Below are 18,686 nucleotides of genomic sequence, written 5' to 3' on the forward strand. Positions count from 1 at the left end.
GTTACGTAACCGGCATCACATGTTCGCTGTTGTGCGCACTACCCGCGCAAGCAACGAAAAGAGCCTTTTGCGCATTGTGCTCGAGCCCGCTCGGCGCATAGCCTGGGTGGGTGCGATTGAGGACTCAGGTGCTGTTGTTGCAGGCAGCGCTGGTGGCGGTAGCTCTGGCGGTGGCGTTCGGGGTCTTCGCCATCAGCAGTGGCAGCCAGGCGAGCGAGGAATACGGCGAACGTGCGCTGGCCGTTGCGCGGACGGTGGCGTCGGACCCGGAGGTGCGTTCGCTCGTCGAGCAGTTCTCTGCCGTGGACACCGCAGGCACCGACGCCGCGCCTGCGGGAGTGTTGGCAGGCGGAGCGCTGCAGCGTGCGGCCGAGGGTGCCCGAATGCGCACCGACGCACTGTTCGTCGTCATCACCGACGATCGGGGTCTGCGGTTGGCGCATCCCGATCCGACAGTTCTGGGTCAGCGGGTGAGTACCGATCCCTCGGGGGCGCTGGCGGGCAACGAGGTGGTCGAGCAGGAGCGCGGCACCCTCGGCGACTCCGTACGCGCGAAAGTGCCTGTACTGGCGCTCGGTTCGACCGACGTGGTGATCGGTGAAGTGAGCGTGGGCATCTCCACGACGGCCGTGCGCACCGAGTTGGTGAAAGATCTGATCAACGGCGCGTTGGTGACCGGTGCCGTACTGCTGCTCGGGCTGATCGGCTCGACTCTGTTGGCGCGCAGATGGAAACGGCTGACTCTGGGGCTCGAGCCGGAGGAGCTCGCCGAGCTGGTGCGGGAACAAGAAGCGGTGTTGCACGGAATCGGTGAGGGTGTCGTCGCCATCGACCCCGACGGAGTCGTCACGGTCGTCAACGACGAGGCGCGCACCCTGCTCTCGATCGACGGTAGACCGGGGATGCGCATCGAGGACATCGGTCTGACCCCGAGGCTGCTCGAGGTCATCGAATCGCCGACGTCCGAGCCGGTTCTCGCGGCCGTGAACGAGGTCGTGGTCATTGCGGCCGCCCGAAAAGTGCTGCGCGACAATCGTGATCTGGGTACGGTGCTGACCGTGCGCGACCGAACCGACGTGGAGACGCTGACGCGTCAGCTCGACGCGGTGCAGTCGATGTCCGCTGTGCTGCGCGCGCAGCGTCACGAGTTCGCGAATCGGATGCATCTGGTCAGTGGACTGCTGCACGAGGGTCATCCGGATCGGGCGTCGCAGTACATCGACGAGATCCTCGGTGTCGGACCGAGATCGGAATCCATCGAGGGTATCGACGCCGTGTCCGACGCCTATCTGCGGTCGTTTCTGACGGCGAAGGCCGCGCATGCGCGGGAGAGCGGAGTGCGGTTGGTGTTGGGGGAGAACACCTGGGTCGGCGGCGAAGTGGCCGTCCCCGTCGACGTGACCACGGTGCTGGGCAATCTCGTCGACAATGCGATCGATGCTGCCAGGCTGGGAGTGAGGCGGCCGGCCGAGGTGGAAGTGGAACTGGTACAGGACGGTTCGACGTTGCACATCGTGGTTCTCGATTCCGGTGACGGGGTGGACCTTGCACCCGAGCAGGTGTTCGTCGAGGGGGTCTCGACCAAGTCGACCGAAGAATCGCCGGGCGGTCGGGGAGTGGGCCTGGCGCTGAGTCGGCAGATCGCGCGCACCCGCGGTGGCGACGTGACGCTGGCCGATGCCGGTGGGCAGATCACCGAGGAGAACGAACGAGGAGGCGCGGTGTTCATCGCGTCGATACCGGATGCGCTACAGGCAGATGAGGTCTCGCAATGAGAGTGCTGGTCGTGGACGACGATTTCCGGGTTGCGGATCTGCATGCGGCACTGGTGAATTCACTCGACAACTACGAGGTCGCCGCAGTCGCGACGAGTGTCGCTCAGGCTCGGGAGTTGGCGTCGTCGCAGTCGTTCGATCTGGCGCTGGTCGACGTCTATCTGCCCGACGGATCGGGAATCGACCTGGTGCGCGAACTCGCCTGCGACGCAGTGGTGCTCTCGGCAGCAGCCGATCAACAGACGGTGCGCGCGGCCATGACCGCGGGTGCCTGGACATATCTGATCAAGCCGTTTCCGCGATCGGCGTTGATCGACCGCCTCACCGGGTATCTGACGTACCGGACTGCTCTGGACCGTTCGGAGGAGCTGACCCAGGCCGACATCGACGGCGGACTCGACGCGCTGCGCCCGCGCGCGGCCGCGCCGCTGCCGTCCTCGCAGTCCGTGACCCGTGACCTGGTGCTCGATGCGGTGCGCACGACGGCCGACCCGATGTCGGCGGGCGAAGTTGCTGCAGCCATCGGCATTTCACGCGCGACAGCGCAGCGTTATCTGGCAACCTTGGTGTCCAAGGGCCGGTTGCGCATGCAGCTGCGATACGGATCGACAGGGAGGCCGGAGCAGGAATACTCGCTACCGCCGGGTGCGTGAGAACGACACCACCACGGCCCCGAGAACCGATATCGCAGCGGTGACCAAAGCTGCGGTGTTCCAGCCCTGCACCAGTCCGCCGGCGTCGTTCTGGCTGATCGCTTGGGTCATTCCGCCGGCTCCACTCCCGGCCGGAACGGCAACCACCGCAACGACGGTGACCCCGATAGCGGACCCGACGTAGCGCGCAGTGTTGTTGGCACCGCTGCCCATGCCGCCTCGTCCGGCGGGAACGCTGGCCACCGCCTCGCGGCCGAGCGCAGCGTTGAGTACGCCGCTGGCGACTCCGGCCACGAGCAGGCCGGGAAGCAACCGTGGCCAGGATGCGTTCTCGGACAACCCCGTCAGCATCAGCATGCCGATCGCGACGCCCACCAGCCCGACGGCGAGTTGCGTTCGACCGCTCAGCGACGCAGGCAGCCTGCGGGCCAGTAAGGCGGTGACCACGGACGTGGCCGACCAACCGAACAGCAGCAGGGCGGCACCGAGCGCGTCGATTCCCAGTACGGTTCCGAGGAATCCGGGCATGTACGACATCAGGGCGATGATGCCGCCGCCGGTGGCCAGCGCGGCGACGGTGGCGGCCAGAAACGGTGGGTGTCGGAAGAGGGTGAGATCGAGCATCGCAGCGGCACTGCGCAATTCGAGGACCATGAACGCGCCCAGCAACAGGGCGGCCAGCACGAACAAGATGATCGGGGCCATGGCTGTCCAGCCCTGCCTGCCCTCGACCAAGGCGGCCAGCAACGCGGCGATGCCCGTCGCCAACAGCAACGCGCCGACCGGATCGAGGCCGCGGGGGGCGTCGGACCTGGATTCTTCGACGAGCACATGCGCGGCGACGGCGAGTGCGAGCGTGGCGATCGCGAGCACCACGTAGGCCGTACGCCAACTCGCCGAGCGATCCAGTACGGCGGCGAGCAGAGGGCCGAGAGCGATGCCTGCACCCACGCTCGCACCCCAGACCCCGCTGGCCTTCGCGCGCACCGGACCGGCCGCGTGGGTGTGGGCGATGATGCCCAGGCTCGACGCGACGACGGCTGCGCCGCCGAGGCCCTGCAGAATGCGGGCGAGAACGAAGATCAGCGTGTTGGGGGCGAGCGCGCAGACGATTGCGCCGACGGCCAGGACCACAGCGCCGAGTGCGAACGTGCGGCGACGTCCGAAGTCGTCGGCGACCGTACCGGTGGTGAGCAACGCCGCGGCGAGGCCGATGCTCATGGAGCTGAGAATCCAGGTGCGTCCTGCGGCGTCGGACATCAGATCGGCTGCGGTGCTGTTGATGGTCGCGAGCGGTGCGGTGAACGCCATCAGGGTCAGCAGGGTGCCGAGCGCTGCGATTGCGAGCGCACGGGCGCTGTTGGAGGTGCCGGTGGGCGAGGGTGCAGTATCGGTCATCGTCGTCCTTGTGGTCTGGTGATCGAACTGTAAACGCCCAACTTGGTTCGGTCAACAGACTGTACTATCGCCCCATGGCACTTGGAATCGACTACGCCCGCCAGGACTGCTCCCTGGCCCGTGCCCTCGAACTTGTCGGTGAGCGATGGACCTTGCTCATCGTGCGCGACTGCTTCTTCGGCGTCCGACGCTTCGGTGATTTCCAGGCCCACCTCGACATCTCCAAAGCCGTCCTCGCGCAACGACTCGGCGCGCTGGTCGACGCCGGGCTACTCGAACGACACGCTCGCTCATCGGCGGGCGGGCGCGAGAACTACATCCCGACCGCCGCCCTCGAAGGGCTGTGGCCCGCGGTGTTCGCCCTGAGCTATTGGGGTGAGGAACAGACCGCGAAACCCGCGGGGAAGCGTCGACGATTCCTGCACGCGGACTGCGGAACCGACCTCGGGCCACTGGGGTTGTGCCCCGAATGCGGCGTCGCGCCGGGGCCGCACGACATCGACACCGACATCGGCCCCGGCTACGACCCCGACACTCGATCCGACGAGGTCTCGATGCAGCTTCGGACGCGTCGGCGGCTGTTGACGCCGCTGCGTTGAGCGAGATGCGTCAGTTCGGGACGTGAGCCTCGTGGCCGAGCCGGCGTAGCGCTGCTCGGAGCTTGGCTGCGGCCTCGTCCTGCGACTCCGCCGACGGATTCGGATCGGCACCGGAGATGTCGAAGTTGCCCATGTCGTACGCCGGAAACACGTGCAGGTGCAGGTGCGGGACCTCGAGCCCGGCGATCAGCAGACCGGCGCGGGGAGCATCGAACGCGGTCTTGACGGCCTGACCGATTATCTGCGCGACGGCAGTGATCTTGGCGAACGCGGCACCGTCGACGTCCTGCCACTGGTCGATCTCCTCACGCGGAACCACCAACGTGTGGCCCGGAGTGAGCGGCGCGATCGTCAGAAACGCAACCACGTCGTCGTCCTGCCACACGAAACGCCCCGGAATCTCACCGGCGATGATCTTGCTGAAAATGGAAGCCATGGGAACAGGATGCCCTACCCGACTCGACCGGGGCCGTACCAGTGGGCGCGGCTCCCAGGTAATTGCCAGGTCGGTCGCAGGGCGATTCAAGGTCCGGGCCCGATCGTTGTCGTCATGACAACGAATTCCCTCGCACGAGCAGCAGGCCAGCGGCCCGGCTCGAACGCCACGGCCACTCTCGAGGTGGTCATTCCGGTATACAACGAAGAGGCCGATCTCGAACAGTGCATTCGTCGTCTCCACGAGCATCTGGAGGACCGAATCCCGTTCCGGTCCTCGATCACGATCGCCGACAATGCCAGTACCGACGGAACACTCGCTGTCGCACGTCGACTCGCCGACGAGATCGATGGAGTCCAGGTTCATCATCTGGACGAGAAAGGGCGGGGCCGGGCACTCAAAGCAGTGTGGCTGGCGTCGGACGCCGATGTGGTGGCTTACATGGACGTCGATCTGTCCACCGATCTCAATGCGCTGATGCCGCTGATCGCACCGTTGATGTCCGGTCATTCGGACCTCGCCATCGGCTCGCGGCTCAACCGATCGTCCCGAGTGGTTCGCGGTGCGAAACGTGAATTCATCTCGCGCAGTTACAATCTCATTCTGCGTACTTCGCTGCGCGCCCGCTTCTCCGATGCGCAGTGTGGTTTCAAGGCCATGCGCACCGACGTCGCCCGACAGCTGTTGCCGCTCGTCGAAGACACCGGGTGGTTCTTCGACACCGAATTGCTCGTCATCGCAGAGAAAGTCGGCCTGCGCATCCACGAGGTGCCCGTGGACTGGGTCGACGACCCGAACAGCAGCGTCAACATCGTCGACACCGCCGTCAAGGACCTGCAGGGCTGCTGGCGCGTCGGGCGTGCCCTCGCCACCGGTGTACTGCCGGTCGCCGAACTTCGCCGAAGCCTGGGACGGGAGCCGCTCGTGCCCGGAGTACCGCACGGAATGATCAGCCAGATGGTGCGATTCGGCATCATCGGCATCGCCAGCACCCTCGCCTACGCACTGCTGTACCTGATGCTCCATTCCCTGATCGGCGCGCAGGCCGCGAACTTCTTCGGGCTGCTGATCACCGCTGTGCTCAACACCGCGGCGAACCGTGCCTTCACCTTCGGCGTCCGGGGGCCCGACGGTGCGGGCAAACACCAACTGCAGGGGCTGGCGATCTTCGGCTTCGCTCTTCTCGTCACCAGTGGATCGCTCGCCGTGCTGCACGCCTGGGTTCCCGATGTGTCCCGGCACGTCGAACTCGCCGTCCTCATCGTCGCCAATCTCGTTGCCACCGTGTGTCGATTCGTCGCCCTGCGGTGGGTCTTCCGTAGTTCACTGGACGCAGGCTCGGAGTCCGCGAGTTCGGAGAAGAGCCTGTGACGACGACGATGGAGCGGCCCTCCGCGGCTGCCGATTCTGCACCGGTGACCTCCCCGCGCTGGGAATTGATCGGTCTGGTGGCCCTGCTCTTCGGAACCGGCATTGCCTACATCTGGGGACTCGGCGCGTCGGGCTGGGCCAACTCCTTCTATTCCGCTGCGATACAGGCGGGTTCGGTGTCGTGGAAGGCCTTCTTCTTCGGATCCTCCGACGCGGCCAATTCGATCACCGTGGACAAGCCCCCGATGTCGCTGTGGTTGATGTCGTTGTCGGTACGCATCTTCGGGCTCAACACCTGGGCGATGCTCGTGCCCCAGGCTCTTCTCGGCGTCGCCTCCGTGGCACTGCTGCGCGCCACCGTCAAACGACGCTTCGGTGGCGCGGCCGGTCTGCTCGCGGGCCTGGTACTTGCCGTAACTCCGGTTGCCGCACTGATGTTCCGGTTCAACAATCCCGACGCGTTGTTGGTGCTGCTGATGATCGCCGCGGTGTGGGCGTTGCTGCGAGGCGTCGAGACCGGAAAGACCAAGTGGCTGTTGATCACCGGTATGTTCGTCGGATTCGGCTTCCTCACCAAGCAACTCCAGGTCATGCTCGTCGTACCGCCGCTGGCTCTGACCTATCTGATCGCCGGGCCGCCGAAGTTCCTCACCCGGCTGTGGCAGCTGTTCGGCGCGCTGGGCGCGATGATCGTCTCGGCCGGATGGTGGATTCTGATCGTGGAATTCTGGCCGGCGTCCTCACGGCCGTGGGTCGGTGGCTCGCAGAACAACTCGATCCTCGAACTCACGCTCGGATACAACGGATTCGGTCGCCTCAGTGGCGACGAGACCGGAAGTGTCACCCCCGGCCGCGGCGGTATGGGCGGCGACACGGCCGGGGGCATGGCGGGTGGGATGCCCGGTGGCATCTGGGGCGAGACCGGCATCCTCCGCATGTTCGACGCCTCCCAGGGCGGCCAGATTGCCTGGTTGATCCCGGCTGCGTTGATCCTGCTCGTCGTCGGACTCGTGTTGCGCGGCAGAGCCCCTCGGACAGACGTGCAACGCGCGTCGCTGATCGTCTGGGGATCGTGGTTGCTGGTCACCGGTCTGACGTTCAGCTTCATGGCCGGAATCTTCCACGCGTACTACACCGTTGCGCTCTCGCCCGCCGTCGCTGCTCTCGTCGGCATCGGCAGTGTGGTGCTGTGGCGTCGACGCGACACCTACTGGGTGCGCATCGCGATGGCCGTCGCAGTGGCGTCGACCGTCGCGATGGCGTGGGTGTTGCTCGGTCGCAGTGAGAGTTTCGTGCCGTGGCTGAAGTGGGCGATTCTCGTCGTCGGAATCGGGGCGGCCGTCGCGCTGCTGATCCCGGCACTGACTCGCGGCAGGCTGGCTGCGGCGTCGATCCTGGCGGTGATGTTCGCCGGACTCGCCGGACCGACTGCCTACGCGGTCGACACGATCGGCACACCGCATACCGGAGCCATCGTCTCGGCCGGTCCGAACACCGGCATGCGCGGATTCGGCGGTATGGGCGAAGGCCGGGGCGGACAGCGCGGGATGCAGTTGCCGGCCGGGGTTCAGATACCTGCTGGAATGCAACCGCCTGCGGGTTTCCCGGGTCAGGCCGGGGCTGCCGGCGGGGCCGACATGGGCGGGACGGGTCGGGGTATGGGCGGCGGTATGGGTGGTCTGCTCGAAGGCAGTGCACCGACTGCGGCCATCACCGAGATGCTCGAACAGGACGCCGACTCGTACACCTGGGTGGCAGCGGCCATCGGGGCCAACACCGCTGCGGGTTACCAACTGGCCACCGAGGATCCCGTCATGCCGGTCGGTGGATTCAACGGCACCGACCCCTCGCCGACCCTCGCGCAATTCCAGCAGTACGTCGCCGACGGAGAGATCCACTACTTCATCGGAGGCGGCGGCATGCCGGGCATGGAATCGGGGACCTCGGCAGAAATCTCCGCCTGGGTCACCGAGAACTTCACCGCGACCACGGTCGACAACGTGACGTTCTACGACCTCACGCAGTAACACCGAACCACCACGAAAGAGCCCCGCGCCGTGACAGGTGCGGGGCGCTTTCGCGTCGAGCAGATAGTCTGATGCACTGTGCGCGTACTAGTCATAGGTTCCGGTGCTCGTGAGCACGCCCTCCTCCTCGCGTTGAAGGCCGATCCGTCGGTCGAGAAGCTCTTCGTGGCTCCCGGCAACGCAGGAACCGCGAAGCTCGCCGAGCAACACGCGGTCGACGTCGCCTCCGGTGAGGCGGTGACCGCGCTGGCGAAGAAGGTCGAAGCCGATCTCGTCGTCATCGGACCGGAGGTTCCGCTGGTCCTCGGCGTGGCCGACGCCCTCCGTCAGGCCGGCATCGCAGCGTTCGGTCCCTCCGCCGAGGCTGCACGCATCGAAGGGTCCAAGGCCTTCGCCAAGGACGTGATGGCAGCGGCCGGTGTGCGGACCGCGCACAGCGAAATCGTCGACTCACCCGCCCTGCTCGACGCAGCCCTCGACCGTTTCGGACCCCACTGGGTGGTCAAGGACGACGGCTTGGCCGCAGGCAAGGGTGTCGTCGTCACCACCGATCGCCTCATCGCTCGCGATCACGCGGCCGAGCTCCTCGAGAACGGTCACCCGGTTCTGCTCGAATCCTTCCTCGACGGACCCGAGGTCTCCCTCTTCTGTCTCGTCGACGGCGAGTCCGTGGTGCCGCTGCTGCCCGCTCAGGACCACAAACGCGTCGGCGACGGAGACACAGGACCCAACACCGGCGGCATGGGTGCGTACACCCCGTTGCCGTGGTTGCCCGAGGGCGCGGTCGAGGAGATCGTCCGTGATGTGGTGAAACCCGTTGCCGCCGAGATGGTCGAGCGCGGTGTGCCGTTCTCCGGTCTGCTGTACGCGGGTCTTGCCATGGGTGCCGACGGTCCGGCGGTCGTCGAATTCAACTGCCGCTTCGGCGATCCCGAGACCCAGGCGGTGCTCGCGCTGCTCGACTCACCTCTCGGTGAAGTGTTGAACGCGACGGCAACCGGCACACTTGCGTCGCTTCCTCCGCTGCGCTGGAAGGACGGCGCGGCCGTCACCGTCGTCATCGCCGCCGAGAACTACCCCGGTCGACCACGCACCGGTGACGAAATCCTTGGCTCCGAGGGCGAAGGCGTGCTGCATGCCGGCACCGCGGTGAAGGACGGCGCGGTCGTCTCCGCGGGCGGACGCGTGCTCAGCGTGGTCGGAACCGGATTCGACCTCACCGCCGCCCGAGACGACGCCTACTCACGCATTGCGGGAATCCGATTGCCGGGCAGCCACTTCCGGACGGACATCGGCCTGGCTGCGGTGGAGGGTCGCATCACGCTGTAGGTGCGGTGATCGTCCACTATTTCGGCCGGCGTTCGGGATTGCGATTCTGATGGCCAATTGTGGACAGTCAGGTCGGTGCTGCTCCGGCTGCGTGTGCTGGGTCGGCTGTGTGCGGTGAGTGTCCACTATTTCGCATAGCACACGCGATCCCGCGCGACGCCGCGAAAAGTGGACACTCAGGTCAGTTGTCCACAGGTAGCAGCGTTATCCACATTTCTCGAATCGCGTGCCCACGGGCAGCTATTCGACGCCAGGCTGTCACTCATGGGGGTTTACACGAGGCAACAGCTGCTGGACACGGGCGTCAGCGAGGGCGCAATCATCTACCGAACGAAGGTCGGCACACTGACCCGGCTGCTCCCGAGCATCTACTGCACCGGCGAACCGACGTATCGCGACCGTTGTGTTGCCGCGACGCTGTGGCAACCGCACGCAGTGCTCAGTCACCTCACGGCAGCGTGGTGGTGGAACCTGCTCGACCGCGAGCCCGAGCAGGTGGAGATCACCGTGCCTCGTGACACCCGAGCACGCGGCCCGAAGTGGCTGCGCGCGTATCGGCGAAGTCTCACCGAGTCGAGCTTCGCAGACGGTCTGCCGGTGGTGACCATCGAGCAGACCATGGTCGACGTCGCTGTCTCGCTGACCCGACCTGCTCTGGAGAAGTTCTTCGACTCTGCACTGAGCCGATCGGTGAGCTGGCGCGGAGTTGCAGTGCAATGCGAGAAGTCGGCGGGGATGGCCGGCATCACCGAAGTGAGAAGGCAACTGCGACTGTGTTGCCCGCGGACTCTGTCCGAACCGGAACGCATGGTGGCCCGGGCACTGACCGCGGCGGGCTACTTTCTGGAGATCAACGCCGAGGTGGGTCCGTACTACGCGGATCTGATGGATCGCCGGGCACGGGTGATCGTCGAAATAGACGGGCGTGAATTCCACAGTGCGCCGGACGTATTCACTCACGACCGGGTACGGCAGAACGCGCTGCAGCTCGACGGGTGGCTGGTCTTGCGTTACTCGGCCGCGATGGTGATGGCAAACCTGGACGACGTGGTGCGGCAGATCATCGACACCGTGCGACGTCGTCGGAAAGCACTGAGCTGAGTGTCCACAATGAGCATCCGAGAGCGGGATCCCGTCTGCGAGGTCGAATAGTGGACACTCACCGCACCTGCGCCGAGCGAACCGGGATCAGTAGTGTCGGTCGAATGCACAGTGAATCGCAGCGATCGAAGGTCGAGCCGTTCCATGTGATGGATGTGTTCGCCGCGGCGGCCGAGCGGGCGCGCACTCACGGCGACGTGCTCTCTCTTGCTGCAGGTCAGCCCGCCACCCGAGCGCCCGAGCCGGTGTTGCGCGCTACCCGCGAGGCTCTGGATTCGCATCTGCTGGGGTACACCGAGACGCTGGGGATTCTGCCGCTGCGTCGCGCTATCGCCGAGCACCACAGCGCGCGGTACGGCATCACCGTCGACGCCGCGGACGTGGTGATCACCACCGGCTCGTCGGGCGCGTTCACGTTGCTGTTCCTCGCAGCGTTCGACGCGGGGGATACCGTCGTGATGGCCAGGCCCGGCTATCCGGCGTATCGAAACACGTTGGCGGCGTTGGGCTGCCGCGTCGTCGAGCTCGACTGCCTCGAAAGCACGCGATTCCAACCGACCGTCGCGATGCTCGAGGAGCTGCCCGAGCCGCCCGCGGGTCTGATCATCGCGAGCCCCGCCAATCCCACCGGCACGATCATCGACGCGGACGAACTCGCCGCCATCGCGCGCTGGTGCGACGAGCACGGAACCCTGCTGATCTCGGACGAGATCTACCACGGCATTTCCTACGGCAATGCGCATACGTCGAGCGCATGGGAGACATCGAAAGAATCGGTCGCCATCGGATCGGTGTCGAAGTACTTCTCGATGACCGGGTGGCGACTCGGTTGGATGCTGCTGCCGACCCGATTGCGCAGGGCCGTCGAACGATTGGCGTCGAACATGACGGTGTGCCCACCGGCGATCTCTCAGGTGGCGGCCATCGCGGCGTTCACCGAGGAGTCGCGCGTCGAGCTGGATTCACACGTCGAGCGCTACGCCGTCAATCGCCGAATACTGCTCGACGGTTTGCCGGCCCTGGGCATCACCGATCTCGCACCGGCCGACGGTGCCTTCTACGTCTACGCCGACATCGCGCACCTCACCGACGATGCACGGAGTTGGTGCGCGCGAGTGCTGTCCGAGACCGGCGTCGCACTGGCACCGGGTGTCGACTTCGACACCGTCCGCGGGAACCACACGGTGCGATTCTCGTTCGCGGGCACGACCGCCGATGTTCAGGAAGCGTTGGAGCGACTACGTCGCATGTGAGCGAAACTTCGACCCCCACTACGAGGTTCTGCTCACGTGCGGCGCAGCCGCTCCAGTACCTCGGAGATATCGGCGGCGTCGACGTCTCGATGGGTCACGAAGCGAACCTTGCCCGCGACGGTCACCGCGGCGATCCCCAGCTCGGCCAGCTCTGCGACCGTCTGTACGGGATCGGGAACAGTGGCGAGCACGATGTTGGTCTCGGGCTCGGCGACGTCCCAGTTCCGATCCCGAAGCCCGCGGGCGAGTGTCGCCGCGTTGGCGTGATCCTGGGCCAAATCACCGATTCGATCCAACGCGACGAGACCGGCAGCGGCCAGCACGCCACCCTGACGGACGCCGCCGCCCAACATCTTTCGGACGCGTCGTGCCTCGTGGATACGTTCGGAATCCGAGACGAGCATCGAGCCGACCGGTGCGCCGAGGCCCTTGCTCAGGCACACCTGCACCGTGTCGGCACCGGCAGCGAGCGACACGATCGGAACATCGAGGGCGACAGCGGCATTCCACAGGCGCGCGCCGTCCAGGTGGACCTTCAGCCCGCAATCACGGCCGGCGGCAACGAGTTCCGCCCATTCGTCAGGGCCGATCACGGTCCCGCCAGCGAAGTTGTGGGTGTTCTCGAGCGACAGCAGCGTCGTCCGTAGCGAGAAGTACGGTCCGGCACCGCCCGCTTTCGCACGCACCGTCGACGCGAGAGGGCGGCCGGGGCCAGCGTCGTGGGGGAGGGCGTCGGGCATCCCGCCTGCCAACCATGCGGCAGTACCGAGCTCGGACCCCAGCACGTGCGCGTGCTCCGGTGCCAGGAAGCGATCGCCGCGCTGCAGATGCAGCATCAGCGCGATGATGTTGCCCATCGACCCCGACGGAACCCACAGTGCCGACTCGAACCCGAGCAGACCTGCCACCGCTTCTTCCAGCGCTGCCATCGTCGGATCGTGATCGAGGACGTCGTCGCCCACTTCGGCGTCGGCCATGGCTTTTCGCATGACCGAATCGGGTCGGGTGATGGTGTCGGAGCGAAGGTCGATCGTTCGATGTGCCACGAGCATCGACAATTCCATAGCGCGAAAGCAGTCCGACGAACGGCCTCGAGCTGGCACGATGACTTGAATGTCCGCAGGTCCGACCGAGTCGCAGCACAAGGTGTCGGGTGCGACTCCGAAGGGGGTGCGCCGCCGGCAGGCACTGGCGTCTGCGGCCGCGGACCTTCTCGTCGAGGGCGGCTTCGACGCGGTGCGGCACCGATCGGTGGCCGCGCGAGCCGGGCTTCCTCTTGCGTCGACCACCTACTATTTCGAGTCCCTCGGGGACCTGGTGGCCGCGGCGGTCGACGTCGTCGGAACCCGTGAGATCGACGTCATGCGCGGCCGCATCGAGGACGAGGGCAAGTGCTCGAACGAAATGGAATCGACGGTCGACCTCATCGTCGACCTGCTGATCGGGCCACAGGACGGCCACGAGCAGCTGATCGCGCGATACGAGCGCTTCATCGCCTCGGCCCGGCATCCCGAACTACGAGAAGTGCAGCTGCGGCTGCGCGCCCAGATCGACGACCTGCTCACCGACGTACTGCGCAGATCGGGCCGAACCGTGCAGGAAGAGCAGCTACGACGACTCGTGGCAGTGGTCGACGGAGCCGTCGTCGGAGCGCTCAGCGAAGTGGACCCCGACCCCCGTCACATGGCCCGGAGCATGCTGCTGGCCGTCATCGACATCGTGGCACCGGCGGAACCGGTGTCGGCCGATTGACTACTGGTCGGTCTCGCCGGAGTCTGCGTCGTGGATCGGCGGCACCTCGCACACGCCGTCCTCGCAGACGGGGCCGTCGTCGCCGAAAATCTCCAAAGGACCGCTCATGACCCGGCAGCGGCTTTCTGCAGCACGTCGACGAACACCGACGGTTCTTGTGCGCCGGACACACCGAGCCGTCCGTCGATCACGAAGAACGGCACACCGCTGATCCCGTAGGCGATGGCCTGCTCCTTGTCCGCGTGCACTGCCGGCAGGAACTCCTCGGACTTGAGCGCCCGGGCCGCCTCGTCACGGTCGAGGCCGATCTCCGCGGCCAGGTCGGCGAGGTCATCGGTGCGGCCGACGTGGCGGCCCTCCTCGAAGTAGGCCGCCAGGAGCCGTTCCTTCATCTCGACCTGCTTGCCCTTCGACTTGGCGAAGTGCAGGAGCTCGTGCGCCTTGACGGTGTTGGTGTGCTGCACGGCGTCGAAGTCGTAGGTGAGCCCCTCGCCTGCGGCCAGCTCGGTCATCTGCGCCAACATCTGCGTGACCTGGGCGGCCGGCATACCTTTGTGAGAGACGAGAAAGTCGACCTCGCTGCCGTCGAAGTCGACCGGTGTGTCGGGTGCCAGCTCGAACGAGTGGAACTCCACCTCGAGCGCCCCGCCCCCGGCGGTGAACTCCGCAGCGCCTGCCTCGAAACGGCGCTTGCCGACGAAGCACCACGGGCACGCGATATCGGACCAGATGTCGACCTTCACTGTTCGGCTCACGACGGCTCCAACATCGGAGCGCGCGTCGGTTATTCCACACGGCGGCGAAGCCGCCGGCACCAGGAAGAGGGATCGCGGGAGGCCGGTACTGGAGTCCTTTTCCGAAACAGTGCAGTCGTCTTCCGAGACCGACAACTGCGCCACGTAAGCTGGATGCTCGTGAGCATCCCGAATGTCCTGGCCACCCGTTACGCGAGTCCCGAACTGGTGGAGCTGTGGTCGCCGGAGCACAAGATCGCCCTCGAACGCCAACTGTGGATCGCCGTGTTGCGCGCGCAGTCCTCGCTCGGAGTCGACGTCCCCAACGCGGCCATCGCGGACTACGAAGCCGTCGTCGATCAGGTGGATCTCGCGTCGATCGCCGAGCGTGAGCGCGTCACCCGGCACGACGTCAAGGCCCGCATCGAGGAGTTCAACGCCCTCGCCGGCCACGAGCACATCCACAAGGGGCTCACCAGTCGCGACCTCACCGAGAACGTCGAGCAGCTGCAGATTCTGCGCTCACTCGAGCACGTCCACGCGCACGGCGTCGCCGTCGCGAAGAGGCTGGCCGAGCGTGCTGCCGAGTACTCCTCGCTGGTCATGGCCGGTCGCAGTCACAATGTCGCAGCTCAGGCGACCACTCTGGGCAAGCGTTTCGCGTCGGCCGCCGACGAGCTGCTGTTGGCCCTGTCCCGGGTGCAGGAGCTGATCGCGCGCTACCCGCTGCGCGGCATCAAGGGTCCGATGGGTACCTCGCAGGACATGCTCGACCTGTTCGGCGGCGACTCCGCCAAGCTCGTCGCGCTCGAGCGCATCGTCGCCGATCACCTCGGTTTCCGGCACACGATGACGAGCGTCGGCCAGGTCTATCCCCGTTCACTCGACCACGAGGTCGTCTCCGCACTGGTCCAGGTGGGTGCCGGTCCGTCCTCGTTCGCGCACACCGTGCGCCTGATGGCAGGCCACGAACTCGTCACCGAGGGCTTCCAGGCGGGCCAGGTGGGCTCGTCGGCAATGCCGCACAAGATGAACACTCGCTCGTGCGAGCGCGTCAACGGCCTGCAGGTGGTGCTGCGCGGCTACGGCTCGATGGCCGCCGAGCTCGCCGGTGCACAGTGGAACGAGGGCGACGTCTTCTGTTCCGTGGTGCGCCGCGTCGCGCTGCCCGACGCCTTCTTCGCCATCGACGGTCTCATCGAGACCTTCCTGACGGTGCTCGACGAATTCGGTGCGTACCCGGCCGTCATCGCGAAGGAACTCGACCGCTACCTGCCGTTCCTCGCGACGACCAAGGTGCTCATGGCCGCCGTGCGCGCAGGCGTCGGACGCGAGACGGCGCACGAGGCGATCAAGGAGCACGCCGTCGCGGTTGCGCTGGCGATGCGTGAGCAGGGACTGGAACCGGACCTGCTCGACCGTCTGGCCGCCGACGATCGGCTGCCACTCGACCGCGCTGCCCTCGACGCTGCACTGGCCGACAAGACGGCATTCGTCGGTGCCGCCGACGCGCAGGTCAGTGCGGTCGTCTCGGCAGTGGAGCGTCTGATCGCGAAGTTCCCCGCCGGGGCGTCGTACAGCCCGTCGCCGATTCTGTAGTCAGGAGAGGACACCGGGGAGGTCGGCCACGGAGTCGATCACGTGGTCGGGTTCCATCGCGAATTCGTCGGTGATGCGTCGGTCGAGCACGTCCTGACGGAACTTTCCGGTGCGAACGAGCACGCCGGTCATCCCGACGACCTGGGCGGCGAGGACGTCGTTGTCGAGGTCGTCGCCGACCATGACGACGTCGTCGGGGTCGACCCCCATCCGCTCGGACGCCGTCCGGAATCCCAGCGGAGCGGGCTTGCCGATGGCCTTCGCGGTGTGTCCCGACGCCTGTTCCATACCGCCGAGGTACATGCCGGTGTCGATGCGCAGTCCGGCTCCGGTGCTCCACATCAACGAACGGTGCATCGCGACGACGGGAATGCCCCGGCACAGCCAGTCGTAGACGCGGCTGAGCCGCTCGTGGGTGAACTCCGGGCCTGCCCCGCCGACGACGACGACATCGGGATCCTCGGACGTCTCGTCGACGAATTCGATTCCAGGCATGTCGCCTGCGATCTCACCGTTGTTGATCAGCACCACCCGCGCGTCCGGATAGTTCTCACGCAGATGATCCGCGGTGAGCGACGCGGCCGTGACGATCTCGTCCGAATGCACGTCGAGTCCCACCTCGCGCAGCGCCGTAGCGATCTGTCCACGGGTTTTGGACGTCGTATTCGTCAGGAAGGCGCGAGCAATGTCCTTGCTGTCCAGGTACTTCAGAGTCTCTGCTGCCCCTGGCACCGCCTGCCACGACGTGACGAGAACGCCGTCGATGTCGAAGAGAACCCCGCCGATGCTCATCGGCAAACAGTAGTCTCCGGGCCGGGGCCGCGCAGCTTCAGAGCCCCGAGCGCCTACGCTCGGAAGGTGTGAACCCCTACACGATTTTCGCCGAGATCATTGCCGGGACGGCCGAGGCTTCTCGCGTCCACGAGGACGAGACAGCGATTGCGTTCATGGACATCAGGCCGCTCACCAGCGGACATGTGTTGGTGGTGCCCAAGGAGCAGTATCGGACGCTGGCGGAATTGCCGCCGGAGATCGGCGCGCACCTGTTCGTGGTGGGGCAGAAGGTGGCCGCCGCTGTGCGTGCCAGCAATTCGCGTGTCGCCGGCGTCAACTTCTTTCTCGCCGACGGCACGGTCGCCGGTCAGGAAATCTTCCACGTGCATCTGCACGTCATCCCACGCATGATCGGGGACGGCTTCGGCCTGCGGGCTCGGCCGTCGTCGCCGCAACGATCGGAACTGGACCGGCAGGCCGGAGAGATCGCAGCCGCGCTGTGATGGCCGCCTCGACGAAGTTCGGGGCCACCGGCAGATGCCTTCCGGTGACCCCGTGGCTCATGGTCCGCCGAATTACTCGGGCGTGACCTTCTTCGCCTTGGACAGCGCGTCGGCATAGATGTCGATTGTGTTCGTGTAGCGGCTGTAGCTCTTGTTGGCACCGTAGTCCCACAACACCATCTGCTGCTTGTCGACGGCAGCGATGGTGTCGAAGGCCGGGTAGCGGCTCGGAATATCGGCGAGCTTCACGTCGGCGGCGTTGGCGACGTCGTGATAAACGAACGCGACGTCGGCGTCGACGGTCGACACGTTCTCCCACGACACCTTCTTCCAGTACCCGTCATCGGTGCCGTCGGGGGTGTACATCTTCAGGCCCCACCGTTGGTAGTCGCTGAAGTCCGGGTCTGCCGACGGATCGAGGACGTAAGCGACGTCGAGTGGCCAGACGCCGACGCTGGTGAGGTCCTGACTCTCGGAGGCAACCTTCTCGAAGTTCGCGACAGCGGCGTCGAATTCGGCCTTGATGTCGGCCAGTTGTGGCGTGTCGAGGTCGACGCCGAGCGAGGATGCGAGTCCGGCGTAGTTCTCGATGGTCTGTGCCGTCGAGGTCGTATCCAAGGTGACCCCCAGAGTGGGGGCGAGCTGATCGATCGTGTCGGCCTTGGACGAGTCGGCTGTGGTGGTCAGTTTGCCGAACTGGCCGAATCGAGGGTTGTACTCGCCGATGACGAGATCCGGTTCGAGGCTGGCGGCTTTCTCGACATCGAATGTCCCCCAGCTCTCGCCGACCGATTCGATGCCCGTGAGATCGGAGCAGCTCAGAATCGGGCTGGTGGACATCGGAGTGGTCGACCAGATGGCGATGGGTCTGATGCCGTAAGACATCAGCGCTGCTGCCGATTCCTCGTCGGCGATGATTCTCGTCGGCTGAGCATCGAGCGAAATCGTGCGTCCGCGACCGTCGGTGTACGTGAACGGTCCCGATGCTCGGTCGACTGCATCGACGAGGTCGTTCTCGCCGCACGCGGCGGGGTTCGCGTTCAGGTCGACGACCTCGGTGTCGGTGGTGCCGCCGCTGCACGCTGCAGCGACGAGAAGCACGAGCACCGCGATACCTCCAGTGAGGGCGCGAGGGCCGGTTGTGTATCGCCCCATGGTGCGGATTCTTGTCGAAGACATGCGCTCACTTTCGCGTTCGATGATGGACGGTGAACCGACGAGATCGAGGGCCACACACGTGTCCGGGCGCACTCGGCGCACGACGGAGCCGTTGTAGACCAGGAAATGTTAGGTTAGCCTACGGTAGGCAAGTAGCGCTGCTCATGACATCGAGCCAGGACGCTGGGCACTGCCGAGACGGCCATCGACGGACCCTCGCCGGC

17 protein-coding genes are annotated in these 18,686 nt (G+C 66.0%); 11 read left to right on the top strand and 6 right to left on the bottom strand.

The genetic code is table 11. From position 1 onward, the window contains the following. Positions 1-110: 110 nt before the first annotated feature. Both R3P93_RS04840 and R3P93_RS04845 read left to right on the top strand, forming a co-directional pair. Positions 111-1,775 carry a sensor histidine kinase gene (locus R3P93_RS04840; RefSeq protein WP_068055832.1) on the top strand — a complete coding sequence of 555 codons (1,665 nt, stop codon included), beginning with the start codon at positions 111-113 and terminating at the stop codon, positions 1,773-1,775. Next, positions 1,772-2,428, top strand: coding sequence for a response regulator (locus R3P93_RS04845; RefSeq protein WP_068055835.1), 657 nt, complete (start codon positions 1,772-1,774; stop codon positions 2,426-2,428). The genes R3P93_RS04840 and R3P93_RS04845 overlap by 4 nt, the downstream gene beginning before the upstream one ends. Here R3P93_RS04845 and R3P93_RS04850 read toward each other — a convergent pair. After that, on the bottom strand, positions 2,411-3,826 hold the full coding sequence (locus R3P93_RS04850; protein ID WP_094686815.1) for an MFS transporter: 1,416 nt from the start codon (positions 3,824-3,826) through the stop codon (positions 2,411-2,413). The genes R3P93_RS04845 and R3P93_RS04850 overlap by 18 nt on opposite strands. Positions 3,827-3,900: 74 nt before the next feature. Here R3P93_RS04850 and R3P93_RS04855 point away from each other — a divergent pair, with 74 nt between their 5' ends. Continuing rightward, positions 3,901-4,425 carry a winged helix-turn-helix transcriptional regulator gene (locus R3P93_RS04855; protein ID WP_317532509.1) on the top strand — a complete coding sequence of 175 codons (525 nt, stop codon included), beginning with the start codon at positions 3,901-3,903 and terminating at the stop codon, positions 4,423-4,425. Positions 4,426-4,435: 10 nt separating this feature from the next. Here R3P93_RS04855 and R3P93_RS04860 read toward each other — a convergent pair whose 3' ends face one another. Beyond that, the gene (locus R3P93_RS04860; RefSeq protein ID WP_149404970.1) at positions 4,436-4,861 is read right to left on the bottom strand and encodes an HIT family protein; all 426 of its coding nucleotides are present in this window, start codon (positions 4,859-4,861) and stop codon (positions 4,436-4,438) included. A 114-nt stretch (positions 4,862-4,975) separates the two neighbouring features. On the opposite strand from R3P93_RS04860, the gene R3P93_RS04865 reads away from it, so the two are divergent. The 5 genes from R3P93_RS04865 to R3P93_RS04885 all read left to right on the top strand — a co-directional run bounded on the left by R3P93_RS04865 (position 4,976) and on the right by R3P93_RS04885 (position 11,942). Then, complete coding sequence (locus R3P93_RS04865; RefSeq protein WP_317532510.1) at positions 4,976-6,232, top strand: bifunctional glycosyltransferase family 2/GtrA family protein; 1,257 nt, start codon at positions 4,976-4,978, stop codon at positions 6,230-6,232. Then, on the top strand, positions 6,229-8,259 hold the full coding sequence (locus tag R3P93_RS04870; protein ID WP_317532511.1) for an ArnT family glycosyltransferase: 2,031 nt from the start codon (positions 6,229-6,231) through the stop codon (positions 8,257-8,259). The genes R3P93_RS04865 and R3P93_RS04870 overlap by 4 nt, the downstream gene beginning before the upstream one ends. A gap of 78 nt (positions 8,260-8,337) precedes the next feature. Continuing rightward, positions 8,338-9,588: a phosphoribosylamine--glycine ligase gene (purD, locus tag R3P93_RS04875; protein WP_317532512.1), complete on the top strand. Its 1,251-nt coding sequence runs from the start codon at positions 8,338-8,340 to the stop codon at positions 9,586-9,588. A 264-nt stretch (positions 9,589-9,852) separates the two neighbouring features. Further along, a complete protein-coding gene (locus R3P93_RS04880; protein ID WP_317532513.1) occupies positions 9,853-10,689 on the top strand; it encodes a DUF559 domain-containing protein in 837 nt (278 codons plus the stop codon). 104 nt (positions 10,690-10,793) lie between these two features. Further along, positions 10,794-11,942, top strand: a complete 1,149-nt coding sequence (locus tag R3P93_RS04885; RefSeq protein ID WP_317532514.1) for a pyridoxal phosphate-dependent aminotransferase — start codon at positions 10,794-10,796, stop codon at positions 11,940-11,942. 32 nt (positions 11,943-11,974) lie between these two features. Here the strand turns inward: R3P93_RS04885 and R3P93_RS04890 are convergent, their stop codons facing one another. After that, positions 11,975-12,994, bottom strand: a complete 1,020-nt coding sequence (locus R3P93_RS04890; protein ID WP_317532515.1) for a threonine aldolase family protein — start codon at positions 12,992-12,994, stop codon at positions 11,975-11,977. 61 nt (positions 12,995-13,055) lie between these two features. On the opposite strand from R3P93_RS04890, the gene R3P93_RS04895 reads away from it, so the two are divergent. Then, positions 13,056-13,694 (top strand): TetR/AcrR family transcriptional regulator, encoded by a 639-nt coding sequence (locus R3P93_RS04895; RefSeq protein WP_300520757.1) that lies wholly within the window; start codon positions 13,056-13,058, stop codon positions 13,692-13,694. 104 nt (positions 13,695-13,798) lie between these two features. Here R3P93_RS04895 and R3P93_RS04900 read toward each other — a convergent pair whose 3' ends face one another. After that, positions 13,799-14,449 carry a DsbA family oxidoreductase gene (locus R3P93_RS04900; RefSeq protein ID WP_317532516.1) on the bottom strand — a complete coding sequence of 217 codons (651 nt, stop codon included), beginning with the start codon at positions 14,447-14,449 and terminating at the stop codon, positions 13,799-13,801. 153 nt (positions 14,450-14,602) lie between these two features. On the opposite strand from R3P93_RS04900, the gene purB reads away from it, so the two are divergent. Continuing rightward, positions 14,603-16,027 (top strand): adenylosuccinate lyase, encoded by a 1,425-nt coding sequence (gene purB / locus R3P93_RS04905; protein ID WP_317532517.1) that lies wholly within the window; start codon positions 14,603-14,605, stop codon positions 16,025-16,027. Here the strand turns inward: purB and R3P93_RS04910 are convergent, their stop codons facing one another. Further along, complete coding sequence (locus R3P93_RS04910; RefSeq protein ID WP_094668664.1) at positions 16,028-16,819, bottom strand: HAD-IIA family hydrolase; 792 nt, start codon at positions 16,817-16,819, stop codon at positions 16,028-16,030. Positions 16,820-16,887: 68 nt separating this feature from the next. On the opposite strand from R3P93_RS04910, the gene R3P93_RS04915 reads away from it, so the two are divergent. Continuing rightward, the gene (locus R3P93_RS04915) at positions 16,888-17,304 is read left to right on the top strand and encodes an HIT family protein (protein ID WP_094668663.1); all 417 of its coding nucleotides are present in this window, start codon (positions 16,888-16,890) and stop codon (positions 17,302-17,304) included. A gap of 72 nt (positions 17,305-17,376) precedes the next feature. On the opposite strand, the gene R3P93_RS04920 is transcribed toward R3P93_RS04915, so the two are convergent. Beyond that, positions 17,377-18,483 (bottom strand): ABC transporter substrate-binding protein, encoded by a 1,107-nt coding sequence (locus R3P93_RS04920; protein WP_143536496.1) that lies wholly within the window; start codon positions 18,481-18,483, stop codon positions 17,377-17,379. Positions 18,484-18,686 lie beyond the last annotated feature (203 nt).

The sequence above is a fragment of the Rhodococcus cerastii genome (genome assembly GCF_033042195.1).
GTDB lineage: Bacteria > Actinomycetota > Actinomycetes > Mycobacteriales > Mycobacteriaceae > Rhodococcoides.